We start from the raw sequence: 19,483 nt of genomic DNA, 5'->3' as shown, positions 1-19,483 counted from the left end.
ATCGTATATGGAGAAAGCAGGTGCTTTATGACAGATCATAAATTATTAATTAGTGAACAACGTGAAGGTATGGAAGGAGAAATTGTTATTTCTCCAGAAGTAATGGAAATTATAATCGGGATTGCTGCTTCAAAAGTAGAAGGAGTATATTCTATGCAAGGTAGTTTAGCTAGCAATGTACATGAATGGCTAGGACGTAAGGTTTCTCACGACAAAGGAGTTTCTTTATCTCAAGATGAAGATGGAAACTTAATTGTGGATCTATATTGTTATGTTCGTTACGGAGTATCTGTGCCTAAGGTAGCTATTGCGATGCAAAATGCCGTAAAACAACAAGTACGCAATATGACAGACTTCGAATTAAAAGAAGTAAATATTCATGTCGTAGGTATGGTTCCAGATTCTGAAACAGAATTACCTACTGGAGAATTTTCAACGCTAACAAAAGAGGAAGAAGAATAACGTGAAATTAAATCGACACAAGATACGAGAAAAGGCATTACAAACACTTTTTTCATTGCAGTTTAATAAAGTGGCAGTTGTAGAAGCATTGGATTTTGCTCTTTATTATGAACAAGAAGAAACAGTCTCTAACGCAGAAACTGTTTTACAACTAATTGAAGGAGTACAATCTCGTCGTGAGGAAATTAATGAATTGATTCGTCCTCATTTGAAACGTTGGACTCTGGATCGTTTACCAAAATTAAACTTGTTAATTATGCAAATTGCAATTTACGAAATGTTAACGGGACAAGCACCAGGAATTGCAATTAACGAAGCAGTACAATTAACAAAAGAATATAGTGATGAGAAAGATACTCGTTTTGTTAATGCGGTCTTAAATAATGTGAAAACAGCATTAGAACAATAGAAAAAGAGGCAGTTCTGGCTGCCTCTTTTTTTCTTATAAGGAGAGAACTTTTGTGGAAAAAATTTTAGATGGTAAGCGCTGCGCTCAATTTTATTACGAGCGATTAGAAAGAGCAGTACAAGATTTAAAAGAAAAAGGAAAGACACCAAAATTAGTGGTGATCATTGTTGGAGAAGATGCTGCAAGTCATATTTATGTGAAAAATAAAGAAAAAGCAGCACAAAGAATCGGTATTGATAGTGAAACAGTATATTTACCAAAAGAAACAACAGAAGAAGAATTATTACGTTATATCCATCATTATAATTCTATGATGGAAGTAGATGGGATTTTAGTTCAAACGCCATTACCTGACCATATTTGTGAAGCAAAAGTGTTAGAGGCGATTGATCCAAGAAAAGATGTAGATGGATTTCATCCACACAATGTTGGTGCTTTGTACTGCGGAACTCCACAAAGCTATCCTTGTACTCCTTTAGGAATTATCCAATTATTGAAATATTATGATTATTCTTTTGAAGGAAAAAATGTTGTTGTTGTGGGAAGAAGTAATATTGTGGGTCGGCCAATGGCACAATTATTATTAAAAGAGGATGCAACGGTTACGATTTGTCATTCAAAAACAAAAGATATTACCTCTTACTTACAAAATGCAGACTTAATTGTGGTAGCTATTGGAGTTGCTAATTGGCTACAACCAGAATGGATTAAAAAAGAAGCAGTTTTAGTAGACGTAGGAATGAATCGTACCAAAGAAGGATTACGAGGAGATATTTCTAAAGCTGCTCAAGAGAAGGCCTGTGCGTATACTCCTGTACCTGGTGGAGTAGGACCGATGACAATCGCGATGTTAATGGCACAGACTGTATATTTTGCACAACAGAAAGAGGGATAAATATGAGTGAAACGTATTTAACTGTTGGTGCACTAACAGATTATTTACAATATAAGTTTACTGCGGATCCTTATCTACAAGAAGTAACAGTAGAAGGAGAAGTAACAAACTTTAAAATTGGGACAAAGCACAAATACTTTAAATTAAAAGATGAAAATGAAGAAAAACAAATTTCTATTACGATGTTTTCTTGGCAATTTAATCAAGTGAATTTTCCAGTTGAAAATGGAATGAAAGTTCGAATCACTGGTAAAATTGAACTTTATGCTCCAAATGGAACCTATAGTTTAGTAGCGAAAAAAATGGTTCTAGCCGGTGAAGGAGAATTACATCAAAAATTTTTAGAGATTCAACAAAAGCTACAACAAGAAGGGATTTTTCAATTTCAAAAGAAAGCAATCCCACTGTATCCTAAAAAGATTGCTGTGGTTACGTCTCCCACTGGAGCTGTGATTCATGATATCATTCGAGTAGTGAATGAACGCTATCCTTTAGCAGAAATTGTTTTATTTCCAGCAGTTGTTCAAGGTCAATTAGCACCAGCCTCTATTGTTCAACAATTAGAAGCGATTCAAAGAAACGCTGAGGAATATGATGTTGCTATTGTTGGACGTGGTGGCGGATCTTATGAGGAGCTATTCTGTTTTAATGATGAAGCGGTTGTCCGAGCGGCAAGTCAATTGACTCTACCTTTAATTACTTGTGTGGGACATCAAGTGGACTTAACATTAATTGATGAAGTGGCAGATTATTCTGCATCTACACCTACTGCAGCAGCAACAAAAGCGACACCAGATAAAATAGAATTAGTTCAAAAATTGCAGTATTTTCGTCAGTTATTACAAACGAATATAGAAAAAGTTTGGTTAAATAAAGAGCAGCAATTACGTCGTTGTGCTCAATCTCCAGTTTTTAAACAATCAGAACAGTTGTACCAAATGAAAGAGATACAGTTAGAACAACTGAAAGTGAAATTAGAACAGGCAATTCAACAACAGTATCAGCAAAAATGGATTGCTTATCAAAATGTTAAAGCACGATTAAATGACCGAGTATTAGAACAACAATTTACACATAATCAAACCATTTTTCAACATCAAAAAGCACAATTGTTAAAGGCTTTTGAACAAGATTATACAAAAAAGAAAGAAAAACTTTCTTTTTTAAAACAACAATTAAGTGCATTAAATCCAGAAGCAGTATTGAAACGTGGGTATGCTTATGTAACAAAAGAAAAAGAATGGATTGAATCTGGAGAAAAACTACAAGTTGATGATGAAATTGTGATTCATTTACAAGATGCGACTTTATTAGCAACAATTACGAAAAAAGAAATGAGAGAGGAAGACTAATTATGGCAACAGAATCTTTTGAACAAGCAATGCAGCGCTTAGAACAAATTGTTTATCAATTAGAACAAGGACAATTATCTTTAGAAGAGTCCGTCCACTCCTTTGAAGAAGGAATGCAATTATGTAAGGATTGCGAAGCAATGTTAAATCAAGCCAAAGAAGCAATTGTAAAAGTAAAACAAGAAGATGGAAAAGAAGTAGATTTTGAGGAAAAATAATGAAATTAGATGAAGTACAGACTCATTTATCAAAAGTCGAAGCGATTTTTTTAGATCAAATGAAAAATACAGCTTCCTTTCGATTAAAAGAAAGTATGGAATACTCTTTTTTAGCTGGGGGAAAAAGAATTCGACCGTTATTACTACTATCTCTTTATGCAGATTTAACTGGAAAAATAGAAGATAAGGCAATTACTGTAGCAACAGCTTTAGAGATGATTCATACTTATTCTTTAATTCACGATGATTTACCAGCAATGGATAATGATGATTATCGTCGAGGTCAATATTCGAACCATAAACAATTTGATGAAGCAACAGCCATTTTAGCAGGAGATGCTTTGTTAACGGATGCTTTTGTGGTATTAGCAAAAAGTCCCATAGATTCAGCATTAAAGATTCGTTTGGTTGAAGAATTAGCTTCTACAGCAGGATCGAATGGAATGGTAGCAGGGCAAATGGAAGACATGCTAGGTGAAGAAAAACATTTATCGTTGCAAGAATTACAAAAAATACATCGAGAAAAGACAGGGCGATTATTTGTTTTTGCCTGTCAAGCTGCAGCACAATTGGCGGATAAAGATGATTATTTAGCTCAAAAATTAGGAGAGCATTTAGGAATAGCTTTTCAAATTCGTGATGATATTTTAGATGTGACTGCTTCTTTTGAAAGTCTTGGCAAAACTATAGGGAAAGATGCTGCTACAGAAAAAAGCACATATGTGCAATGTTTTGGTTTAGAAGGAGCGAAAGAAAAACTAAAAGAGCAAATTCAAGAAGCAAAAGAAACTCTAGCTCAGTTAACCAATGAGCGAGGAGCAACATGGGAAATTATAGAGAGGATAGAGAAGGTTAATTAACGCATGAAAAAAGAACGAGTAGACGTTTTATTAGTGAAGCAAGGATTATTTGAAACAAGAGAGCAAGCCAAACGTGGTGTAATGGCAGGTCTGGTTTGTAATGAAAAAAATGAACGTTTTGATAAACCAGGAGTAAAAGTACCAGAAGATACCATTTTTCATTTAAAAGGAAACCAAAAACAATATGCGAGTCGTGGTGGCTTGAAGTTAGAAAAAGCATTAAATGATTTTGCTGTAGATGTAAAAGATAAGGTAGTATTAGATATCGGTGCTTCAACCGGTGGATTTACAGATGTAATGTTACAAAGTGGAGCGAAATTAAGTTATGCCTTAGATGTAGGTTATAATCAATTAGCGTGGCGTTTACGACAAGACCCAAGAGTTGTTGTTATGGAGCGACAAAACTTTCGTTATTCTAAATTAGAAGATTTTACAGAAGGACAACCTGAATTTGCTTCTATCGATGTTTCTTTTATTTCATTGAAATTAATTTTGCCAGTGTTAGCTACGATTATTCAAAAGGGCGGCGATGTAGTAGCTCTAATTAAGCCACAATTTGAAGCTGGAAAAGAAAATGTAGGAAAAAATGGAATTGTTCGAGATCCACAGATTCATGAACAAGTATTAGAAGATATTTTATCTTTTGCTGTACAAGAAGGATTCAACGTGGAAGAATTATCTTTTTCACCGATTAAAGGAGGAGAAGGGAATATCGAATTTTTAGTTCATTTAAATTATGTTGGAAAAGAAGATGCCCAAATTTCTTCTTCTATTCCTTCTATTCATGAACTAGTGGCACAAGCACATACACAATTGAAAAAAGAAAAAAAAGCTTCTGAGTAGAAAGGAGTTAGGAATTGATAAAATTCCATAAATTCGTATGAAGGTGACAAAAAAAGAGAGACAATCTTTGATTCAAGAAATTGTTCAAACAGGGAAAATTCGTACTCAACAAGATTTATTGGATGAACTAACAAAACGCGAATATCGATTTACACAAGCCACCATTTCTCGTGATATGCGAGAATTAGGATTGATAAAAAAGGTGAATGCAGAAGGTTGTTGGGTTTATCATTTACCACCTAAAAAACCAGATGCTGGGAAAATGCGTTTGGTTCATTTATTAAATCAATGCTTTCGTTCTTATCGTCGACAAAAAGAAATGGTTGTCATTTATACCTTACCTGGAAGTTCACCAGCATTAGGGAATCTAATTTTAGAAGTGTATCAAGAAGAATTATTTACCGTAATGACCAATGATGATCATTTATTGATTATTGCGAAAGATGAAGAAAAAGCAATTTACATTATTGAAGAATTGATTTCTTTCCAAGAAAAAAGAGAAGAGGGTGGCTATTATGTTGCAGGAATTAAACATTCGTAATTTTGCGATTATTGAACAGTTACAACTTTCTTTTTCTGATGGAATGACAGTATTAACAGGGGAAACTGGTGCAGGAAAATCCATTATTATTGATGCGGTTAGTCTTTTATTAGGTGCTCGTGGTTCAGCAGACTACATTCGCTCAGGTGCAGAAAAATGCCAATTAGAAGCGTTGTTTATGATAAGTGATGAAGAGGAAATGTCTGAAAAATTACAAGCGTTAGGAATTGAGCCAGATGAGATGCTTGTCATTCAACGTGAGATTTTTAAAAATGGACGTAACGTTTGTCGTATTAATGGACAACTTGTCAATACCTCTATGCTGCGCCAAATTGGGCCAGATTTAGTAGATATTCAAGGACAATATGACCAGCAAAAATTAATGCAAGAAGAAAATCATGTCCTATTGTTAGATAGTTATGGTGGAATTGATTTAGAAGCAAAGGTACAAGACTATCAACTTGTATTTCATCGCTATCAAAAGTTAAAAGAAAAAATTCATCATGATGAAGCGCATGCTAAAGATTTCGCTCAGCGAATGGATATGCTACGATTTCAACGCCAAGAAATTGAAAATGCAGAACTAAAACTAGAAGAAGAAGAAACACTGCGAGAAGAGAGAACATTATTACGAAATGCCACTAAGATTCATGAATCACTAGAAGAAAGTTATCAATTACTTTCTGGAGATAATTTTGTTCTAAGCTTTTTAAGCATCATCCGTCATAATTTACAAAAAATTTCTGACTGGAATTCAGAGTATGCTACGATTCAAGAAAATATCGATAGTGCGTATTATTTATTACAAGAATGTTCTGCTGATATTTTACAACAGATGGAACAATTATCTGCAGACCCGAATCGTTTAGAAGAAGTAGAATCTCGTTTACAACAAATTCGTAATTTAGAGCGTAAATATGGCAGTACCATTCCCGAAATTCTATCGTATTATGATGAAATTACAAAAGAATGGGAAGAAAATTGCTATGATGAAGACCATATTGAAGTCTGGAAAGAAGAGCTAATTGGATTAAAAAAAGAAGTCGAACAGAAAGGACAATCGCTACAAAACGCACGAGAAAAAATTGCACTTTCATTGGAAGAAGCAGTAGAAAAACAATTGAAAGATTTATACATGCCTCATGCCCAATTTAAAGTGAAATTTTTACCTTGGCATCAAGGAGAATGGAGAGAAGAAGGACTATCTCGAGTTGCTTTTTATATTTCAACCAATAAAGGGGAACCCTTCCATCCATTAGCAAAAGTGTTATCAGGTGGCGAATTAAGTCGTCTCTTATTAGCTTTAAAAGTGATTTTTCATGATAAAGATGCGAAAACAAGTATTGTTTTTGATGAGGTGGATACAGGAGTATCTGGACGTGTTGCTTCTGCTATCGCTCAAAAAATTTATCAAATAGGACGCGATGCACAAGTATTGTGCATTACTCATTTGCCACAAGTGGCTGCGATTGCAGATCATCAATTTTACATTTCAAAAGTCGAAGAAGAAGGTCGAGTAGAAACAAAAGTTCAAGTGTTATCTACAGAGGAAAGAATAAAAGAAATTGCTCGCATGATGACAGGAGAAGAAGTGACAGAATTGAGTCTACAACATGCAGACGAATTATTACAATTAAGTCAAAAAGAAAGAGAGATATCTTAGTGATATCTCTCTTTTATTTCATCCCATAGAATATAGCTGTCTTGTTTAATTTCTTTATTTACTTGTTTAACTTCTTTTTCAGGTGTCGTTTGTGAATGCTTTGGGAAAGCATGCAATAGATAATAATTGTGATTTTGATATAAGAAAAATAAACGATATTCTCCAAGACGCATTTTAAATAAATTCCGATGTTTTGTTCGTGCTAACATTTTTTTTACTTGTGGTGGCTTCATAGAAAGCTCACCTTTTTCCATTTGTTGAATCGTCACTAAAGCTTTATGGTAAACGGATGTATTTTTTGTTTGCACATGATCTAACCAAGTTTGAATCGGAATTTTATTGGTCGGTGATTGAAAAATATAAACGGTCATTTTATTGGAAGTTTACTAATGCACCGATGACAATTCCACCAACCATAATGAATAACATTAAATAAATGAAAAATTTAGTTACTTTTTGAAAGGTAGATTCTTTTTTCTTTGCCATAATAATACTCCTTTTTTTCTTTTTACTCGATACAATTCTATCATATCCTATTATGGAATCCTACTGATTTTCTAAAGAAAAAAGAAGAAGCAAACATTTACTAATAACAGGGGATGATTTATAATGAGATTAAATTATTATTAAAGAGGAGAGATGAGTTTGCTAACAATATTGAATGGGTTTATGCTCCCGTTACTATATATTCTTATTTTATATCTACTGCAAGCGTATATCCCTAAATTCCAATCATTTATTTTTAAAAAAGGAAATCGGGTTTGGGTACTCTTTCTCTTTTCTTTTGTTGTTCTCTATAGTGCACTTTTTTTAGCAAAGAAAACCTTTACCCTATCGTTTCTTCCTTTTTATTGTTTGATTTTATTATTTTTATCCGCTTTTATTTGGGGAGTACAACTTCATTATTTAAAACAAGTAGTTTTTAAAGTTTATCGAAAATTATTGATAGGAATTATTTTTATGTTGAACATTGGATTATATTTCTTTTTTGTTATTAGTTTTTTCCTTTGTCATTTTATTTCTTTTACTAGTTAAAAATTCCTGTTTTTAATCTATAAAAAATAAAAATAAATGAGCGATTCTGTTTTTTAAAAAATAGAATCGCTTTTTTCTTAAAAAAATTGCAAAAAAACGTAAGAAATACAAGGGAATTATGGTATCTCTATAGGGGTTGTGTTAGAATAAGCGTAGATTATATGAAAATAGATTGAAATCAATGAAAATATGATAATATATAGCGAATTGAGAAGATAAAATAGAAGGGAATGAAAAGATGTCACAAATGTTTCATCATGTGACTGTCTTATTAAAAGAAACGGTTGATTATTTAAATGTTAAAAAAGATGGGGTTTATGTAGACTGTACACTTGGTGGAGGTGGACATAGCGAGTATCTGTTAAGTCAACTAGATCAAGCAGGACATCTGTATTGTTTTGACCAAGATGAGACAGCAATTGAAAATGCAAAAATTAGATTAGCAGAATATGTAGAAAAAGGAATGGTCACTTTTATTCATGCTAATTTTCGTGAATTACAAAAACAACTGGCAGCTTTAGGGGTAACAGAAGTAGATGGGATTCTTTATGACTTAGGAGTTTCTTCTCCGCAGTTGGATGAAGCGGAACGTGGATTTAGCTATCATCAAGATGCACCATTGGATATGCGAATGAATCGCCAACAAGCATTATCGGCTTATGAAGTTGTGAATGAATATTCATTTCAAGATTTAGTTCGTATTTTTCAACGTTATGGAGAAGAAAAATTTGCGAAAAATATTGCCAGAAAAATTGAAATGGCAAGAGAAAAAGCACCAATCCAAACTACAGGAGAATTAGTGGAGTGTATCAAAGAGGGAATTCCTGCTCCTGCTCGTCGTAAAGGAGGACATCCAGCAAAACGAGTGTTCCAAGCCATCCGAATTGAAGTAAATGATGAATTAGGTGCTGAAGAATCTTCCTTAGAACAAGCATTACAGCTTTTAAAAGTAGGAGGAAGAGTAAGTGTGATTACTTTCCATTCTTTAGAAGATCGAATTGCGAAAACGTTATTTAAAGAATATAGTGAGCCGCATGCTGATTTACCACCAGGATTACCAATCATTCCTGAAGAGTATCAACCAGAGTTTAAATTAATTACTAGAAAACCAATTCTTCCATCTGATGAAGAATTAGAAGAAAATAATCGAGCTCGTAGTGCTAAATTACGTGTGATTGAACGAATAAAAGAAACAAATTAAGGAGGGAGTTACGATGGCAGAAGCACGAAATTTGCCAGAATATGAAGAAAAACCAAAGATCATTAGCGTCGTCAAGCCAAGTACAACTCCTACGCAAAAAGCTCCTAAAACAAAAAAGAAAAAGATATACTATTGGCTAACTGCCATTGGAGCGTTGTTAGTTACTTTTATTTGCATTATTTCTTTAATTAGTATTCAGAATGAAATCACTGATATTTCGCAAAATATTGTGACGATTGAACAAAAGAACAATGATGTAGATGAAGAGATTAAAGAAATGACACAAGAAGAGAATGAATTGTCTCGTGTTGATCGCGTAATGAAAATTGCGAAAGAAGAAGGCTTAAGTGTAGATGATAATAACATAAGGAAAGTGATTCCGAATGAAAAATAAAAAAAATAATAATCCACAAAATATGAGCTTTCTAGATATGGTAGATCAAAAGGTAGAATCTCTTTGGGATAAAGGAAAAGAGATTCTATCTCGTTTTATTAGAAAGCCAATCTTTCGTCGTCTAAGACGGTGGTACTTAGTTTCCAAACGACAAATGCCTAATGCCAACAATAATCGAAAATTATCAGCAATTTTTATTTTAGGAGGTAGTATTGTTCTACTTTCGACTTTAATTTGTGGGCGATTGCTTTATGTAGAAGGACGGCAAATGGTAGATGGAGTCTCTTTAGATAAAAAAACAAAAGAGTTATATCAAGGCTCAAGAGAAGTAGAAGCAAAACGAGGGACCATTTACGATCGAAATGGAGTAGCTATTGCTAAAGACGCTACCTCTTACTCAGTATATGCAGTTTTAGATAAGGATTATGTAGGAATTGAAAATGAGAAATTATACTTACAATCCAAAAATATTTCTAAAGTTGCAGAAATTTTTCATAAATATTTAAAAATGAAAGTTTCCTTTGTCGAAAAGCAATTAGAACAAGCAGAAGATAAACATTTAAAACAAGTTGAGTTTGGGACACAAGGAAAAGGGATTTCGATTGAAACAAGAAACAAAATAGAAGAAGCTTTGAAAAAAGAACATATCAAAGGAATTTATTTTGAAAAACATCCAGACCGAATTTATCCCAATGGAGTCTTTGCGTCTCATTTAATTGGGTATGCGGATTTAGTAAACCAAGATGACGATTCCAAAGGATTACACGGTGTGATGGGAATTGAAGCAGCATTCAATGATCAATTAGATGGTACGAATGGAGAAGAATATTTCCAAAAAGATGTCAATGGGAATCCAATCCCAGGTACTATTGTTGAAACAAAGAAAGCATCAGATGGAAAAGACATTTATACGACATTAGATGCAAATTTACAAACGTATCTAGAAAGTTTAATGACAAAAGTAGATAAGACTTATTATCCAGAGTCAATGACAGCTGTATTGATGAAAGCAAATACAGGAGAGATTTTGGCAGCAGCGCAACGTCCATCTTTCAATCCAGAAACTAAAGCTGGCTTACAAAATACGAAAGATAGTCGTGAAGCTCAATGGCGAAACTTGTTAGTGCAAGATGCGTATGAACCAGGTTCGGTAATGAAGATTTTCACTGTAGCTGCAGCAATTCAATGTGGAAAATTCAATCCTAATGCGACTTATCAAGCAGGGTCTATTAATGTAGATGGAACGACCATTCGAGATTGGGACTATGATAAGCCAAAAGTATTGACGTACGCTCAAGCATTGGCTCACTCAAGTAATGTTGGGATGGTAAAACTCCAACAAGCAATGGGTCCAGAATGGGAAGAATATCTACAAAAATTTGGATTCACGAAAAAAACAAACTCTGCCTTGCCAGGAGAAGTTTCTGGATCGATGCAAACAGGTACAAGTGTCGACCAAGCGATGACTGCCTATGGTCAAGCGATTGCGGTGACAAATTTCCAAATGCTACGAGCATATACAGCAATTGCTAATTTAGGAACGATGTTAAAACCACAATATATTAGTAAAATTGTGGATCCAACTACTAAAAAGGTAACAGAAATTGAACCAAAAGTAGAAGGACATCCAATTACTGCAAAAACGGCACATGAAGTGTTATCAATTATGCAGCAAACCGTAGATACTCCATTAGGAACTGGGAAAGATTATTCTTTACCAAATTATAATTCTTCGGTAAAAACAGGAACTGCTCAAATTTTTGAAAATGGTTCTTATAGTTTGGTGGATGGAGATTATATTTATTCTGTTGTACAAATGGCACCAACAGAACATCCAGAATATGTAATGTACGTAACTTTAAAACGACCACATATTCCAGATTCTGATCCAATGACACCAACAAAATTAATTTCATCGATTTCTACTCCAATGATGGAACGAGCTTTAGCTTTGAATACAAGCGCTAGTCGTTATGAAGTAGATCGTAAATCAACAGACAAAAAAACAAATGAATAAAGATTGTGAGGGAAATTATGAAGTGGACAGACATTTTCTTACCAATCGTTAGTGGCTTTGGAATTACCTTTGTCATTATGCCAATGGTAATTGCTTATTTTCGTCAAAAACAATTTGGTCAAGAAATCCGTGAAGTAGGCCCAGAGTGGCATCAAAAAAAATCAGGGACACCAACGATGGGAGGAGTAGTCTTTATTTTGGCAGCAGCAATTACTATGCTGTGGGTAGGATTATGGCAAAAACAATTTACTCCTTCACTTGTGCTCCTATTATTCGTTATGCTAGGATATGGAGTAATTGGTTTTTGTGATGACTTTGTAAAAGTATTTAATAAAAGAAATTTAGGATTGACTTCAAAACAAAAATTTCTTTTCCAATTAGTAATTGCAGTAGTATTTTATTGTATTTACTGCTTTGATGGCTTCCCAAATATTTTACATTTACCATTTGGTAATTTACATTTGGGTTGGTTCTATCCTATCTTTGTTGTATTCTGGTTAGTAGGATTTTCTAATGCAGTGAATTTAACAGATGGTTTAGATGGTTTAGTAACTGGATTAGGAACAATTTCTTTTGGTACCTATGCGATTATTGCATGGCATCAACAGCAATGGGCAGTACTTATTGCTTGTCTAGCTATTATTGGTGGGTTATTGGGATTCTTCCCTTATAACCATAAACCTGCGAAAATTTTCATGGGAGATGTTGGTTCTCTATCATTAGGCGGATTGTTAGCTGCGATATCTATTCTTTTACATCAAGAATGGACATTATTACTTGTCGGATTCATTTATGTGATTGAGACATTAAGCGTTATGATTCAAGTAACTGTCTTCCGTGCAACTGGAAAACGAGTATTCAAAATGAGTCCAATTCACCATCATTTTGAAATGTGTGGATGGTCTGAATGGAAAGTAGACATTGTCTTTTGGACAGTAAACTTAATTGGTTCAATCATTGCATTGATGATTGTTTTATAATAAATCTCAAAAAGTGGGGCAAATAGAATGAAAAAAATTCTAGATTTTAAAGAAAAACATATTTTAGTGTTAGGTTTGGCTCGCAGTGGGATGAATGTCGCCAAGTTGTTAACTCGACTTGGCGCTTTTGTTACTGTGAATGATATTACGCCAAAAGAAAAAAATGAAGAGGCAAAAGAATTGGAATCATTGGAAATTCCTATGTTATTAGGAAAACATGATACTCATTTGTTTGATGAGCAAGATTTTGCTTATGTCGTAAAAAATCCAGGAATTCCTTATCGAAATGAAATGTTGGTAGAAGCACAAAAAAGAAAGATTCCGATTATTACAGATATTGAAGTAGCAAGTCGTTGTGTCGAAACACCGATGATTGCGATTACAGGAACGAATGGGAAAACTACAACAACGATGATGACAGGAGAGATTTTAAATGCTAGTTCCAATCACCAAGTTCGCCTAGCAGGGAATATTGGTTATCCGATGAGTGAAGTAGTGATGGAATTACAACCTAAAGAACAAGTGGTTTTGGAATTATCAAGTTTTCAGTTAATGGGAACAGAAACCTTCCATCCTCATATTGCAGCCATTACTAACCTTTATTCTGCTCATTTAGATTATCATAAAGATCGTACAGAATACGTAGAAAGCAAATGGAAAATTCAACAAAATATGACAAAAGAAGATTATTTAATTTTGAATTTTGATCAAGAAGAACTTCGTCAATTGAGTCAACAAACAAAAGCAACGGTTATTCCTTTTTCTCGTCAAAAAGAATATACAAATGGTGCTTATGTAAAAGATGGAACTCTTTATTTCCAACAAGAAGAAATTATGGCAGTAGAAGAAATTGGGGTTCCTGGAGAACATAATATTGAAAATGCATTAGTTGCTATTGCGATTGCAAAATTAAGTGATGTAGATACTGAAGTGATTCGCCATGTTTTGATGCATTTTTCAGGAGCTAAACATCGCCTACAATGGGTGGATCGTTTCCATGATGTAGATTTTTATAATGATTCTAAAGCGACCAATCGTTTAGCAATGTTAAGTGCGTTAAGCGGATTTGATCTTCAACATGTTATCCTATTACTAGGTGGGTTAGACCGTGGAGATGAAAATGAAGTTCAGCCTAAAGATATTGTTGGATTGAAAGGTCTTGTTACTTTTGGTGAAGTGAAAGAAAAGATGGCTAGATGTGGAAAAGAAGCTAACCTTTCTCTTATCAAAGAGGCAGACTCATTACAAGATGCGGTACAAAAAGCCTATACCATGGCAGAAAAAGGCGATACAATTTTATTATCTCCTGCTCATGCGAGTTGGGATGCTTATCGTACTTTTGAAGAACGAGGAGAAGAATATATGCAATGTGTTGCAAAATTAAAGGAGGACGTAAAATGAAAGTTGTAGTAAGTGGTGGAGGAACTGGAGGACACATCTATCCAGCGTTAGCCTTAATTCACCATATTCAAAAGGTAGATCCATCCACTGAATTTTTATATATTGGAACCGAAAAAGGACTAGAAAAGAAAATTGTAGAAAAAGAACATATTCCGTTTAAAACGATTGAAATTCAAGGTTTTAAACGTTCTCTATCTCTTTACAATGTTAAAACAGTGCAATTATTTTTCAAAGCGATTAAACGCTCAAAAGAATTATTAGAAGAATTTCAACCGGACGTTGTGATTGGTACAGGAGGATATGTTTGTGGTGCGGTAGTATATGCTGCCCATAAATTAAATATTCCAACAATGATTCACGAACAAAATAGTGTTGCAGGTGTAACAAATAAATTTTTATCAAAATATGTAGATAAAGTAGGAATTTGTTTCCCAGAAGTAAGAACTGCTTTTCCAGAACAGAAAGTTGTATTTACTGGTAATCCACGTGGGCAAGAAGTAGTAGAAATTGATAAAGAAGAAGGCGTTTTAGAACAATATGGCTTGAAAACGGGGATTCCAACGATTTTAATTTTTGGTGGTAGTCGCGGAGCATTAACAATCAATAATGCAGTTTTAGAAGCTATACCAGAATTAGTGAAAAAAGATTATCAAGTGCTTTATGTACCTGGAAATTACTATTATGAAGAAGTAATGAAAAAAATGCCCCAAGAGCATCCAAATATTTCTGTTCAACCTTATATTGATCAAATGCCAGAAGTATTAGTCAATGTTGAATTAGTATTAGCTCGCGCGGGTGCAACAACGTTAGCAGAACTAACGGCATTAGGACTTCCATCTATTTTAGTCCCAAGTCCAAATGTTACGAACGACCATCAAACGAAAAATGCGAAAAGTTTAGTGGATGCTGGTGCTAGCGTGTTAATAAAAGATGATGAATTGAATGGAACTTCATTAGTACAAGCGATTGATCAAATTTTATTACAACCTGATGAATTGCAAAAAATGACATTGAAAGCAAAAGAACAAGGCGTTCCTGATGCTAGTCAACGAGTATATGAAGTGTTACAAGAAATTTCCCATTCATAAAGGAGGATTTCTATGAAGCGATTTCTCTCTTCTAGGAAGAAAAAAGAAGAAAAAGAAGTAGAGATGAAAAAAGAGGAAGAAGAGAAAGAAAAAGAAGAAGAAAGTCTTTCTCCTTGGCAAAAAGAAAATGTCAAATATTTAAAGAAACATAGCTCTACAAAAGAAGAAGAAAAAGAACAATCTCTGCCTACTACGGTGGAAACGCCGGAAGATATTTTTCCTACTCCTGTGAAAAAGAAAGATGGCCGAGTAAAACGTTATTTATTGCCTTCTGAATTAGATGAAATAGATTGGACAGAAGAGCAAAAAGAACCAGAAGATAAACCAACAATTGCAGTTGTTGAAAAGACAAAGGAAAAAGAAATAAACAAAGAAAAGAAAGTAAATTCTTCTTCATCAAAATCAGAAAATAAAAAAGAAGGAAAAGAACCAACGATTGAGGTGGTCAAAGCAGAGCCAACGAAGGATAAAAAGGAAGAATCTAATTATCAAAAAGAATTATCTTTGTTGGATAAAGAAGCAGAACAAGAAAAGAAAGAACAGCGATTAAAAGAAGAAAAGCAAAAATTAAAGAAACCAAAATTAAGTAAAAAGGTTCGTTGGCAAACCACAGCATTTATTGTCTTTTTTACGATTTCTTTATTAATTATTCTGTATTATGCTAGTCCATTGAGTAACCTACACGAAGTCCAAGTCGTAGGAGATAAATATATGAATAGTAATAAAATTATCAAAACGGCAAACTTTAAGCCAGGAGAGCGTTTATGGCATCAATATTTTGGTCGCGATGAAGTAGAACAACGAATTCAAAAAGCGTATCCTGGAATTAAAAAAGTAGATATTACCTTAGATCATCTCAATGATTTTACCATTCATGTAGAAGAATATCCTTTAGCAGGGTATGTAATTGTGGATAAAGTGAAATATGCCCCTATCTTAGAAAATGGGACTATTTTAAAAGAAACGATTAAAAACAAGCCAGAAGGAATTATTTATGCCGATTTCAAATCTGGTGAATTATTAAAATCAGTGATTTATGCTTATATGCACTTACCAGAAAAAATTCGTTCTTTAGTGCAACAAATTACGTTAACGCCAACAAAAAGTAATCCAGAATTACTAACTTTATATATGAAAGATGGAAATCAAGTGAAAGTAAGTAGTTCAGAAATGGAAGAACAACTTCCTTACTATGAGCAAGTAGCAAAACAAATGAAGAACAAAGGAATTGTTGATATGGAAGTAGGGATTTACTCTTATCCATATGGAAATAATGATACAGAGCGAAAAAATTTAAATGCTTCTGAAACTCAACCAACAGATTCAGAAACAAGTAGTTCTTCGACAATGGAAATTGTAATTCCAGAAAATTGAGAAATTTGCGAAAATAAAGAAACAACGCTTTCTCTTTTCCTTATAAATATGATACTATGATAAAAGTAAGATATAATAATCATCGATCAATAAGATGTTGTAATTAAAAAATTTAGGAGGGAACCTTTCATGGCAAAATCAGGAATGTATGTCGGCTTAGATATTGGTACTGCTTCCGTTAAAGTCGTAGTAGCCGAATATGTGGAAGGTCAAATGAATATTATTGGCGTAGGAGACGCCAAATCAGAAGGTTTAGATCGTGGAATAGTGGTAGATATTGAAGAAACAGTATCTTCTATTCAAAAAGCAGTAAAACAAGCTGAAATGAAATCAGGAATTGAAATTAAAGAGGTGGCTGTTGGGTTACCTGGAAATCAAGTAGAGGTAATTCCTTGTGAAGGAATGATTGCAGTAAATCCTGATTCACAAGAAATTGGTGTGGAAGATGTGTACAATGTTGCATCTGCTTCTATGGTTCGTTCTATCCCACCAGAAAGAGAAATTATTTCTATCGTACCTCAAAGCTTTAAAGTAGATGGATTTGATGGAATTAAAGATCCACGTGGCATGGTCGGTGTACGTTTAGAAATGAAAGGATTATTATTCACAGGTCCAAAAACAATTGTTCACAATATTGAAACCTGTGTGAAACGTGCAGGACTAGAAATTGATAAAATGGTCATCACACCATTAGCATTAGTAGAAACCATTTTACCAAATGGCGAAAAAGAATTTGGTACTACAGTGATTGACATGGGTGCTGGTCAAACAACTGCCACAGTAATTTATGAAGATGAAATGAAATTCACTCATGTAGAACAAGAAGGTGGCGATAATGTCACAAAAGATATCTCTCTTGTGTTAAATACTTCAATGACAAATGCAGAAGGATTAAAAAATAACTACGGTTATGCTTATGCGAAAGAAGCTTCAGAAACAGAAGACTTTCCAGTAGATGTGATTGGTCAAAATGATCCTGTGATGGTAACCGAACATTACTTAGCAGAAATTATTGAAGCACGTGAAGCAGAAATTTTTGAACATATGAAACAAATCTTATCAGAAATCGACGCTTTATCTCTTGCTGGAGGAATCGTCTTAACTGGAGGCGCAGCTAGCATCCCTGGCATTCTTGATTTAGCGACAGAAATTTTTGATATTGATAGTAGTATTCGTTTACATGTACCAAATCATATGGGATTACGTAATCCAATGTTTTCTAGTGTATTAGCGATTGTCGAATATACTGCCAATTTAACAGATATTGATCGTATCGTGAACGGAAAACCAGTTGCACCAAAAGCAACACCTAAAAAAGAAACAGTAGCGGCGAAAAAAGCAGAACCTACAAAACAAAAAACTGTAGATAATAGCTACTATGAACAACCAAAAGAAGAAAAGAAAAAAGAAGAGGAACAACCGGAAGAAGAAAAAACTTCTCGTTTCAAAAACTTCTTTGATAATATCTTTGAATAATGAGGGAGGACACCACAATGGAATTTAGTATTGATAATAACTTTGAAAATAGCGGTGCCGTAATTAAAGTAGTCGGTGTCGGAGGCGGCGGTGGAAATGCCGTAAATCGCATGATTGAAGAAGGAGTACAAGGAGTACAATTCTACTTAGCAAATACAGATGTGCAAGCATTAAAACAAGCAAAAACAGAAAACGTAATCCAATTAGGACCTAAAGTAACTCGTGGATTAGGTGCTGGTTCTAAACCAGAAGTTGGGGAAAAAGCAGCAGAAGAAAGTGAAAACGAATTACGCTCTGCTTTAGAAGGCGCAGATATGGTCTTTGTTACTGCCGGAATGGGTGGTGGTACAGGTACAGGTGCTGCTCCAATCGTTGCTCGTATCGCTCAAGAAATCGGTGCATTAACTGTTGGTGTGGTTACTCGTCCATTCTCATTTGAAGGTTCTACTCGTGGTAAATATGCTGCAGAAGGAATTGCTAAATTAAAAGATAATGTAGATACTTTATTAATCATCTCTAATAACCGTTTATTAGAAGTAGTAGATAAGAAAACACCAATTACAGAAGCATTCCGTGAAGCAGATAACGTATTACGTCAAGGGGTACAAGGAATCTCTGACTTAATTACTTCAGAAGGACAAGTCAATGTTGACTTTGCCGATGTACGTACTGTAATGGCTGACCAAGGTTTAGCTTTAATGGGTATTGGTACAGCAGTAGGAGAAGATCGTGTTGTAGAAGCGACAAAACTAGCGATTTCTTCTCCATTATTAGAAACTTCTATCGATGGTGCCGAACAAGTCCTATTGAACATCACAGGTGGTTTAGATATGACATTATTCGAAGCACAAGAAGCTTCTGATATCGTGGCAGCTGCAGCTGCAAGCGATGTAAACATCATCTTAGGAACTTCAATTAATGCTGACTTAGCAGATGAAATCATCGTTACAGTAATTGCTACAGGAATCGAGAATAAAGAAAAAAAGTCCGCACGTCCCGCCGCTAACAATTTACGACCACAACGTAAAGAAACAGAATTAGGGACAGCTAAAGAAAAAACAAACGGACAATTTGGGAATTGGGATATTCAAAAAGAAACTTCTGCTCGTACAAATGATGCTGGTATCGAAAGTAGTACGATTGAAAAGAAAGAATTTGAAGCGAATACTCATACATCAAACAATAAAGGAAAAGATGACACACCAGCAATTTTCCGTAAGTTTAATCGCTAATAGATTGAAAAGAAGTGTTGAGGTTCAGCACTTCTTTTTTTT

The 19,483-nt window shown here is 34.3% G+C and carries 20 protein-coding genes; 18 read left to right on the top strand and 2 right to left on the bottom strand.

The genetic code is table 11. From position 1 onward, the window contains the following. The first annotated feature begins 27 nt into the window (after positions 1–27). The 9 genes from C683_RS03585 to recN are packed head-to-tail and all read left to right on the top strand — an operon-like array spanning position 28 to position 7,243. Positions 28–462: an Asp23/Gls24 family envelope stress response protein gene (locus tag C683_RS03585; protein WP_009490086.1), complete on the top strand. Its 435-nt coding sequence runs from the start codon at positions 28–30 to the stop codon at positions 460–462. 1 nt (position 463) lies between these two features. Beyond that, positions 464–871 carry a transcription antitermination factor NusB gene (nusB, locus tag C683_RS03580; RefSeq protein ID WP_040388644.1) on the top strand — a complete coding sequence of 136 codons (408 nt, stop codon included), beginning with the start codon at positions 464–466 and terminating at the stop codon, positions 869–871. A gap of 52 nt (positions 872–923) precedes the next feature. Beyond that, a complete protein-coding gene (locus tag C683_RS03575) occupies positions 924–1,766 on the top strand; it encodes a bifunctional 5,10-methylenetetrahydrofolate dehydrogenase/5,10-methenyltetrahydrofolate cyclohydrolase (RefSeq protein WP_009490082.1) in 843 nt (280 codons plus the stop codon). 2 nt (positions 1,767–1,768) lie between these two features. Further along, complete coding sequence (gene xseA, locus C683_RS03570) at positions 1,769–3,118, top strand: exodeoxyribonuclease VII large subunit (RefSeq protein ID WP_009490080.1); 1,350 nt, start codon at positions 1,769–1,771, stop codon at positions 3,116–3,118. 2 nt (positions 3,119–3,120) lie between these two features. Further along, on the top strand, positions 3,121–3,336 hold the full coding sequence (locus C683_RS03565) for an exodeoxyribonuclease VII small subunit (RefSeq protein ID WP_009490078.1): 216 nt from the start codon (positions 3,121–3,123) through the stop codon (positions 3,334–3,336). Continuing rightward, positions 3,336–4,196, top strand: a complete 861-nt coding sequence (locus tag C683_RS03560) for a polyprenyl synthetase family protein (RefSeq protein ID WP_009490076.1) — start codon at positions 3,336–3,338, stop codon at positions 4,194–4,196. Before C683_RS03565 ends, C683_RS03560 begins: the two co-directional genes overlap by 1 nt. A gap of 3 nt (positions 4,197–4,199) precedes the next feature. Continuing rightward, on the top strand, positions 4,200–5,039 hold the full coding sequence (locus tag C683_RS03555) for a TlyA family RNA methyltransferase (RefSeq protein WP_009490075.1): 840 nt from the start codon (positions 4,200–4,202) through the stop codon (positions 5,037–5,039). Positions 5,040–5,076: 37 nt separating this feature from the next. Then, positions 5,077–5,580 (top strand): arginine repressor, encoded by a 504-nt coding sequence (locus C683_RS03550; protein ID WP_051011326.1) that lies wholly within the window; start codon positions 5,077–5,079, stop codon positions 5,578–5,580. Then, on the top strand, positions 5,555–7,243 hold the full coding sequence (recN, locus tag C683_RS03545) for a DNA repair protein RecN (RefSeq protein WP_009490073.1): 1,689 nt from the start codon (positions 5,555–5,557) through the stop codon (positions 7,241–7,243). The genes C683_RS03550 and recN overlap by 26 nt, the downstream gene beginning before the upstream one ends. On the opposite strand, the gene C683_RS03540 is transcribed toward recN, so the two are convergent. Together C683_RS03540 and C683_RS06485 are read right to left on the bottom strand one after the other, a co-directional pair. Next, on the bottom strand, positions 7,240–7,614 hold the full coding sequence (locus C683_RS03540) for a type II toxin-antitoxin system RelE/ParE family toxin (protein WP_009490072.1): 375 nt from the start codon (positions 7,612–7,614) through the stop codon (positions 7,240–7,242). The genes recN and C683_RS03540 overlap by 4 nt on opposite strands. Position 7,615: 1 nt before the next feature. Further along, the gene (locus tag C683_RS06485) at positions 7,616–7,729 is read right to left on the bottom strand and encodes a DUF4044 domain-containing protein (RefSeq protein WP_009490071.1); all 114 of its coding nucleotides are present in this window, start codon (positions 7,727–7,729) and stop codon (positions 7,616–7,618) included. Between the two features lie 787 nt (positions 7,730–8,516). On the opposite strand from C683_RS06485, the gene rsmH reads away from it, so the two are divergent. The 9 genes from rsmH (at position 8,517) to ftsZ (ending at position 19,441) form a co-directional block, all read left to right on the top strand. Then, positions 8,517–9,479 (top strand): 16S rRNA (cytosine(1402)-N(4))-methyltransferase RsmH, encoded by a 963-nt coding sequence (gene rsmH / locus C683_RS03530; RefSeq protein ID WP_009490069.1) that lies wholly within the window; start codon positions 8,517–8,519, stop codon positions 9,477–9,479. 13 nt (positions 9,480–9,492) lie between these two features. Further along, the gene (gene ftsL, locus C683_RS03525; RefSeq protein WP_009490067.1) at positions 9,493–9,873 is read left to right on the top strand and encodes a cell division protein FtsL; all 381 of its coding nucleotides are present in this window, start codon (positions 9,493–9,495) and stop codon (positions 9,871–9,873) included. Continuing rightward, on the top strand, positions 9,863–11,890 hold the full coding sequence (locus C683_RS03520) for a peptidoglycan D,D-transpeptidase FtsI family protein (RefSeq protein WP_009490065.1): 2,028 nt from the start codon (positions 9,863–9,865) through the stop codon (positions 11,888–11,890). The genes ftsL and C683_RS03520 overlap by 11 nt, the downstream gene beginning before the upstream one ends. Before the next feature lie 17 nt (positions 11,891–11,907). Beyond that, positions 11,908–12,870, top strand: coding sequence for a phospho-N-acetylmuramoyl-pentapeptide-transferase (mraY, locus tag C683_RS03515; RefSeq protein WP_009490063.1), 963 nt, complete (start codon positions 11,908–11,910; stop codon positions 12,868–12,870). 27 nt (positions 12,871–12,897) lie between these two features. Further along, positions 12,898–14,271, top strand: a complete 1,374-nt coding sequence (murD, locus tag C683_RS03510; RefSeq protein WP_009490061.1) for a UDP-N-acetylmuramoyl-L-alanine--D-glutamate ligase — start codon at positions 12,898–12,900, stop codon at positions 14,269–14,271. Then, entirely contained in the window at positions 14,268–15,359 is a 1,092-nt protein-coding gene (murG, locus tag C683_RS03505) for an undecaprenyldiphospho-muramoylpentapeptide beta-N-acetylglucosaminyltransferase (protein WP_009490059.1), read from the top strand. The genes murD and murG overlap by 4 nt, the downstream gene beginning before the upstream one ends. A 12-nt stretch (positions 15,360–15,371) precedes the next feature. Then, on the top strand, positions 15,372–16,733 hold the full coding sequence (locus C683_RS06365) for a cell division protein FtsQ/DivIB (protein WP_009490057.1): 1,362 nt from the start codon (positions 15,372–15,374) through the stop codon (positions 16,731–16,733). 129 nt (positions 16,734–16,862) lie between these two features. Next, entirely contained in the window at positions 16,863–18,209 is a 1,347-nt protein-coding gene (gene ftsA / locus C683_RS03495) for a cell division protein FtsA (RefSeq protein ID WP_009490055.1), read from the top strand. A gap of 17 nt (positions 18,210–18,226) precedes the next feature. Then, on the top strand, positions 18,227–19,441 hold the full coding sequence (ftsZ, locus tag C683_RS03490) for a cell division protein FtsZ (protein WP_009490053.1): 1,215 nt from the start codon (positions 18,227–18,229) through the stop codon (positions 19,439–19,441). The last annotated feature ends 42 nt before the right edge of the window (positions 19,442–19,483 follow it).

The organism is Catellicoccus marimammalium M35/04/3 (genome assembly GCF_000313915.1).
GTDB lineage: Bacteria > Bacillota > Bacilli > Lactobacillales > Catellicoccaceae > Catellicoccus > Catellicoccus marimammalium.
Note: the sequence above shows the minus strand (reverse complement) of the source record. Positions and strands in the feature narration are given on the sequence as shown.

Coding starts and splice junctions, on each gene's coding strand:
- mraY (WP_009490063.1), top strand. CDS start 11,908: ATGAAGTGGACAGACATTTTCTTACCAATCGTTAGTGGCTTTGGAATT.
- C683_RS06365 (WP_009490057.1), top strand. CDS start 15,372: ATGAAGCGATTTCTCTCTTCTAGGAAGAAAAAAGAAGAAAAAGAAGTA.
- xseA (WP_009490080.1), top strand. CDS start 1,769: ATGAGTGAAACGTATTTAACTGTTGGTGCACTAACAGATTATTTACAA.
- ftsA (WP_009490055.1), top strand. CDS start 16,863: ATGGCAAAATCAGGAATGTATGTCGGCTTAGATATTGGTACTGCTTCC.
- C683_RS03550 (WP_051011326.1), top strand. CDS start 5,077: ATGAAGGTGACAAAAAAAGAGAGACAATCTTTGATTCAAGAAATTGTT.
- C683_RS03520 (WP_009490065.1), top strand. CDS start 9,863: ATGAAAAATAAAAAAAATAATAATCCACAAAATATGAGCTTTCTAGAT.
- C683_RS03555 (WP_009490075.1), top strand. CDS start 4,200: ATGAAAAAAGAACGAGTAGACGTTTTATTAGTGAAGCAAGGATTATTT.
- C683_RS03585 (WP_009490086.1), top strand. CDS start 28: ATGACAGATCATAAATTATTAATTAGTGAACAACGTGAAGGTATGGAA.
- murG (WP_009490059.1), top strand. CDS start 14,268: ATGAAAGTTGTAGTAAGTGGTGGAGGAACTGGAGGACACATCTATCCA.
- C683_RS06485 (WP_009490071.1), bottom strand. CDS start 7,729: ATGGCAAAGAAAAAAGAATCTACCTTTCAAAAAGTAACTAAATTTTTC.
- recN (WP_009490073.1), top strand. CDS start 5,555: ATGTTGCAGGAATTAAACATTCGTAATTTTGCGATTATTGAACAGTTA.
- murD (WP_009490061.1), top strand. CDS start 12,898: ATGAAAAAAATTCTAGATTTTAAAGAAAAACATATTTTAGTGTTAGGT.
- ftsZ (WP_009490053.1), top strand. CDS start 18,227: ATGGAATTTAGTATTGATAATAACTTTGAAAATAGCGGTGCCGTAATT.
- rsmH (WP_009490069.1), top strand. CDS start 8,517: ATGTCACAAATGTTTCATCATGTGACTGTCTTATTAAAAGAAACGGTT.
- C683_RS03560 (WP_009490076.1), top strand. CDS start 3,336: ATGAAATTAGATGAAGTACAGACTCATTTATCAAAAGTCGAAGCGATT.
- C683_RS03565 (WP_009490078.1), top strand. CDS start 3,121: ATGGCAACAGAATCTTTTGAACAAGCAATGCAGCGCTTAGAACAAATT.
- ftsL (WP_009490067.1), top strand. CDS start 9,493: ATGGCAGAAGCACGAAATTTGCCAGAATATGAAGAAAAACCAAAGATC.
- C683_RS03540 (WP_009490072.1), bottom strand. CDS start 7,614: ATGACCGTTTATATTTTTCAATCACCGACCAATAAAATTCCGATTCAA.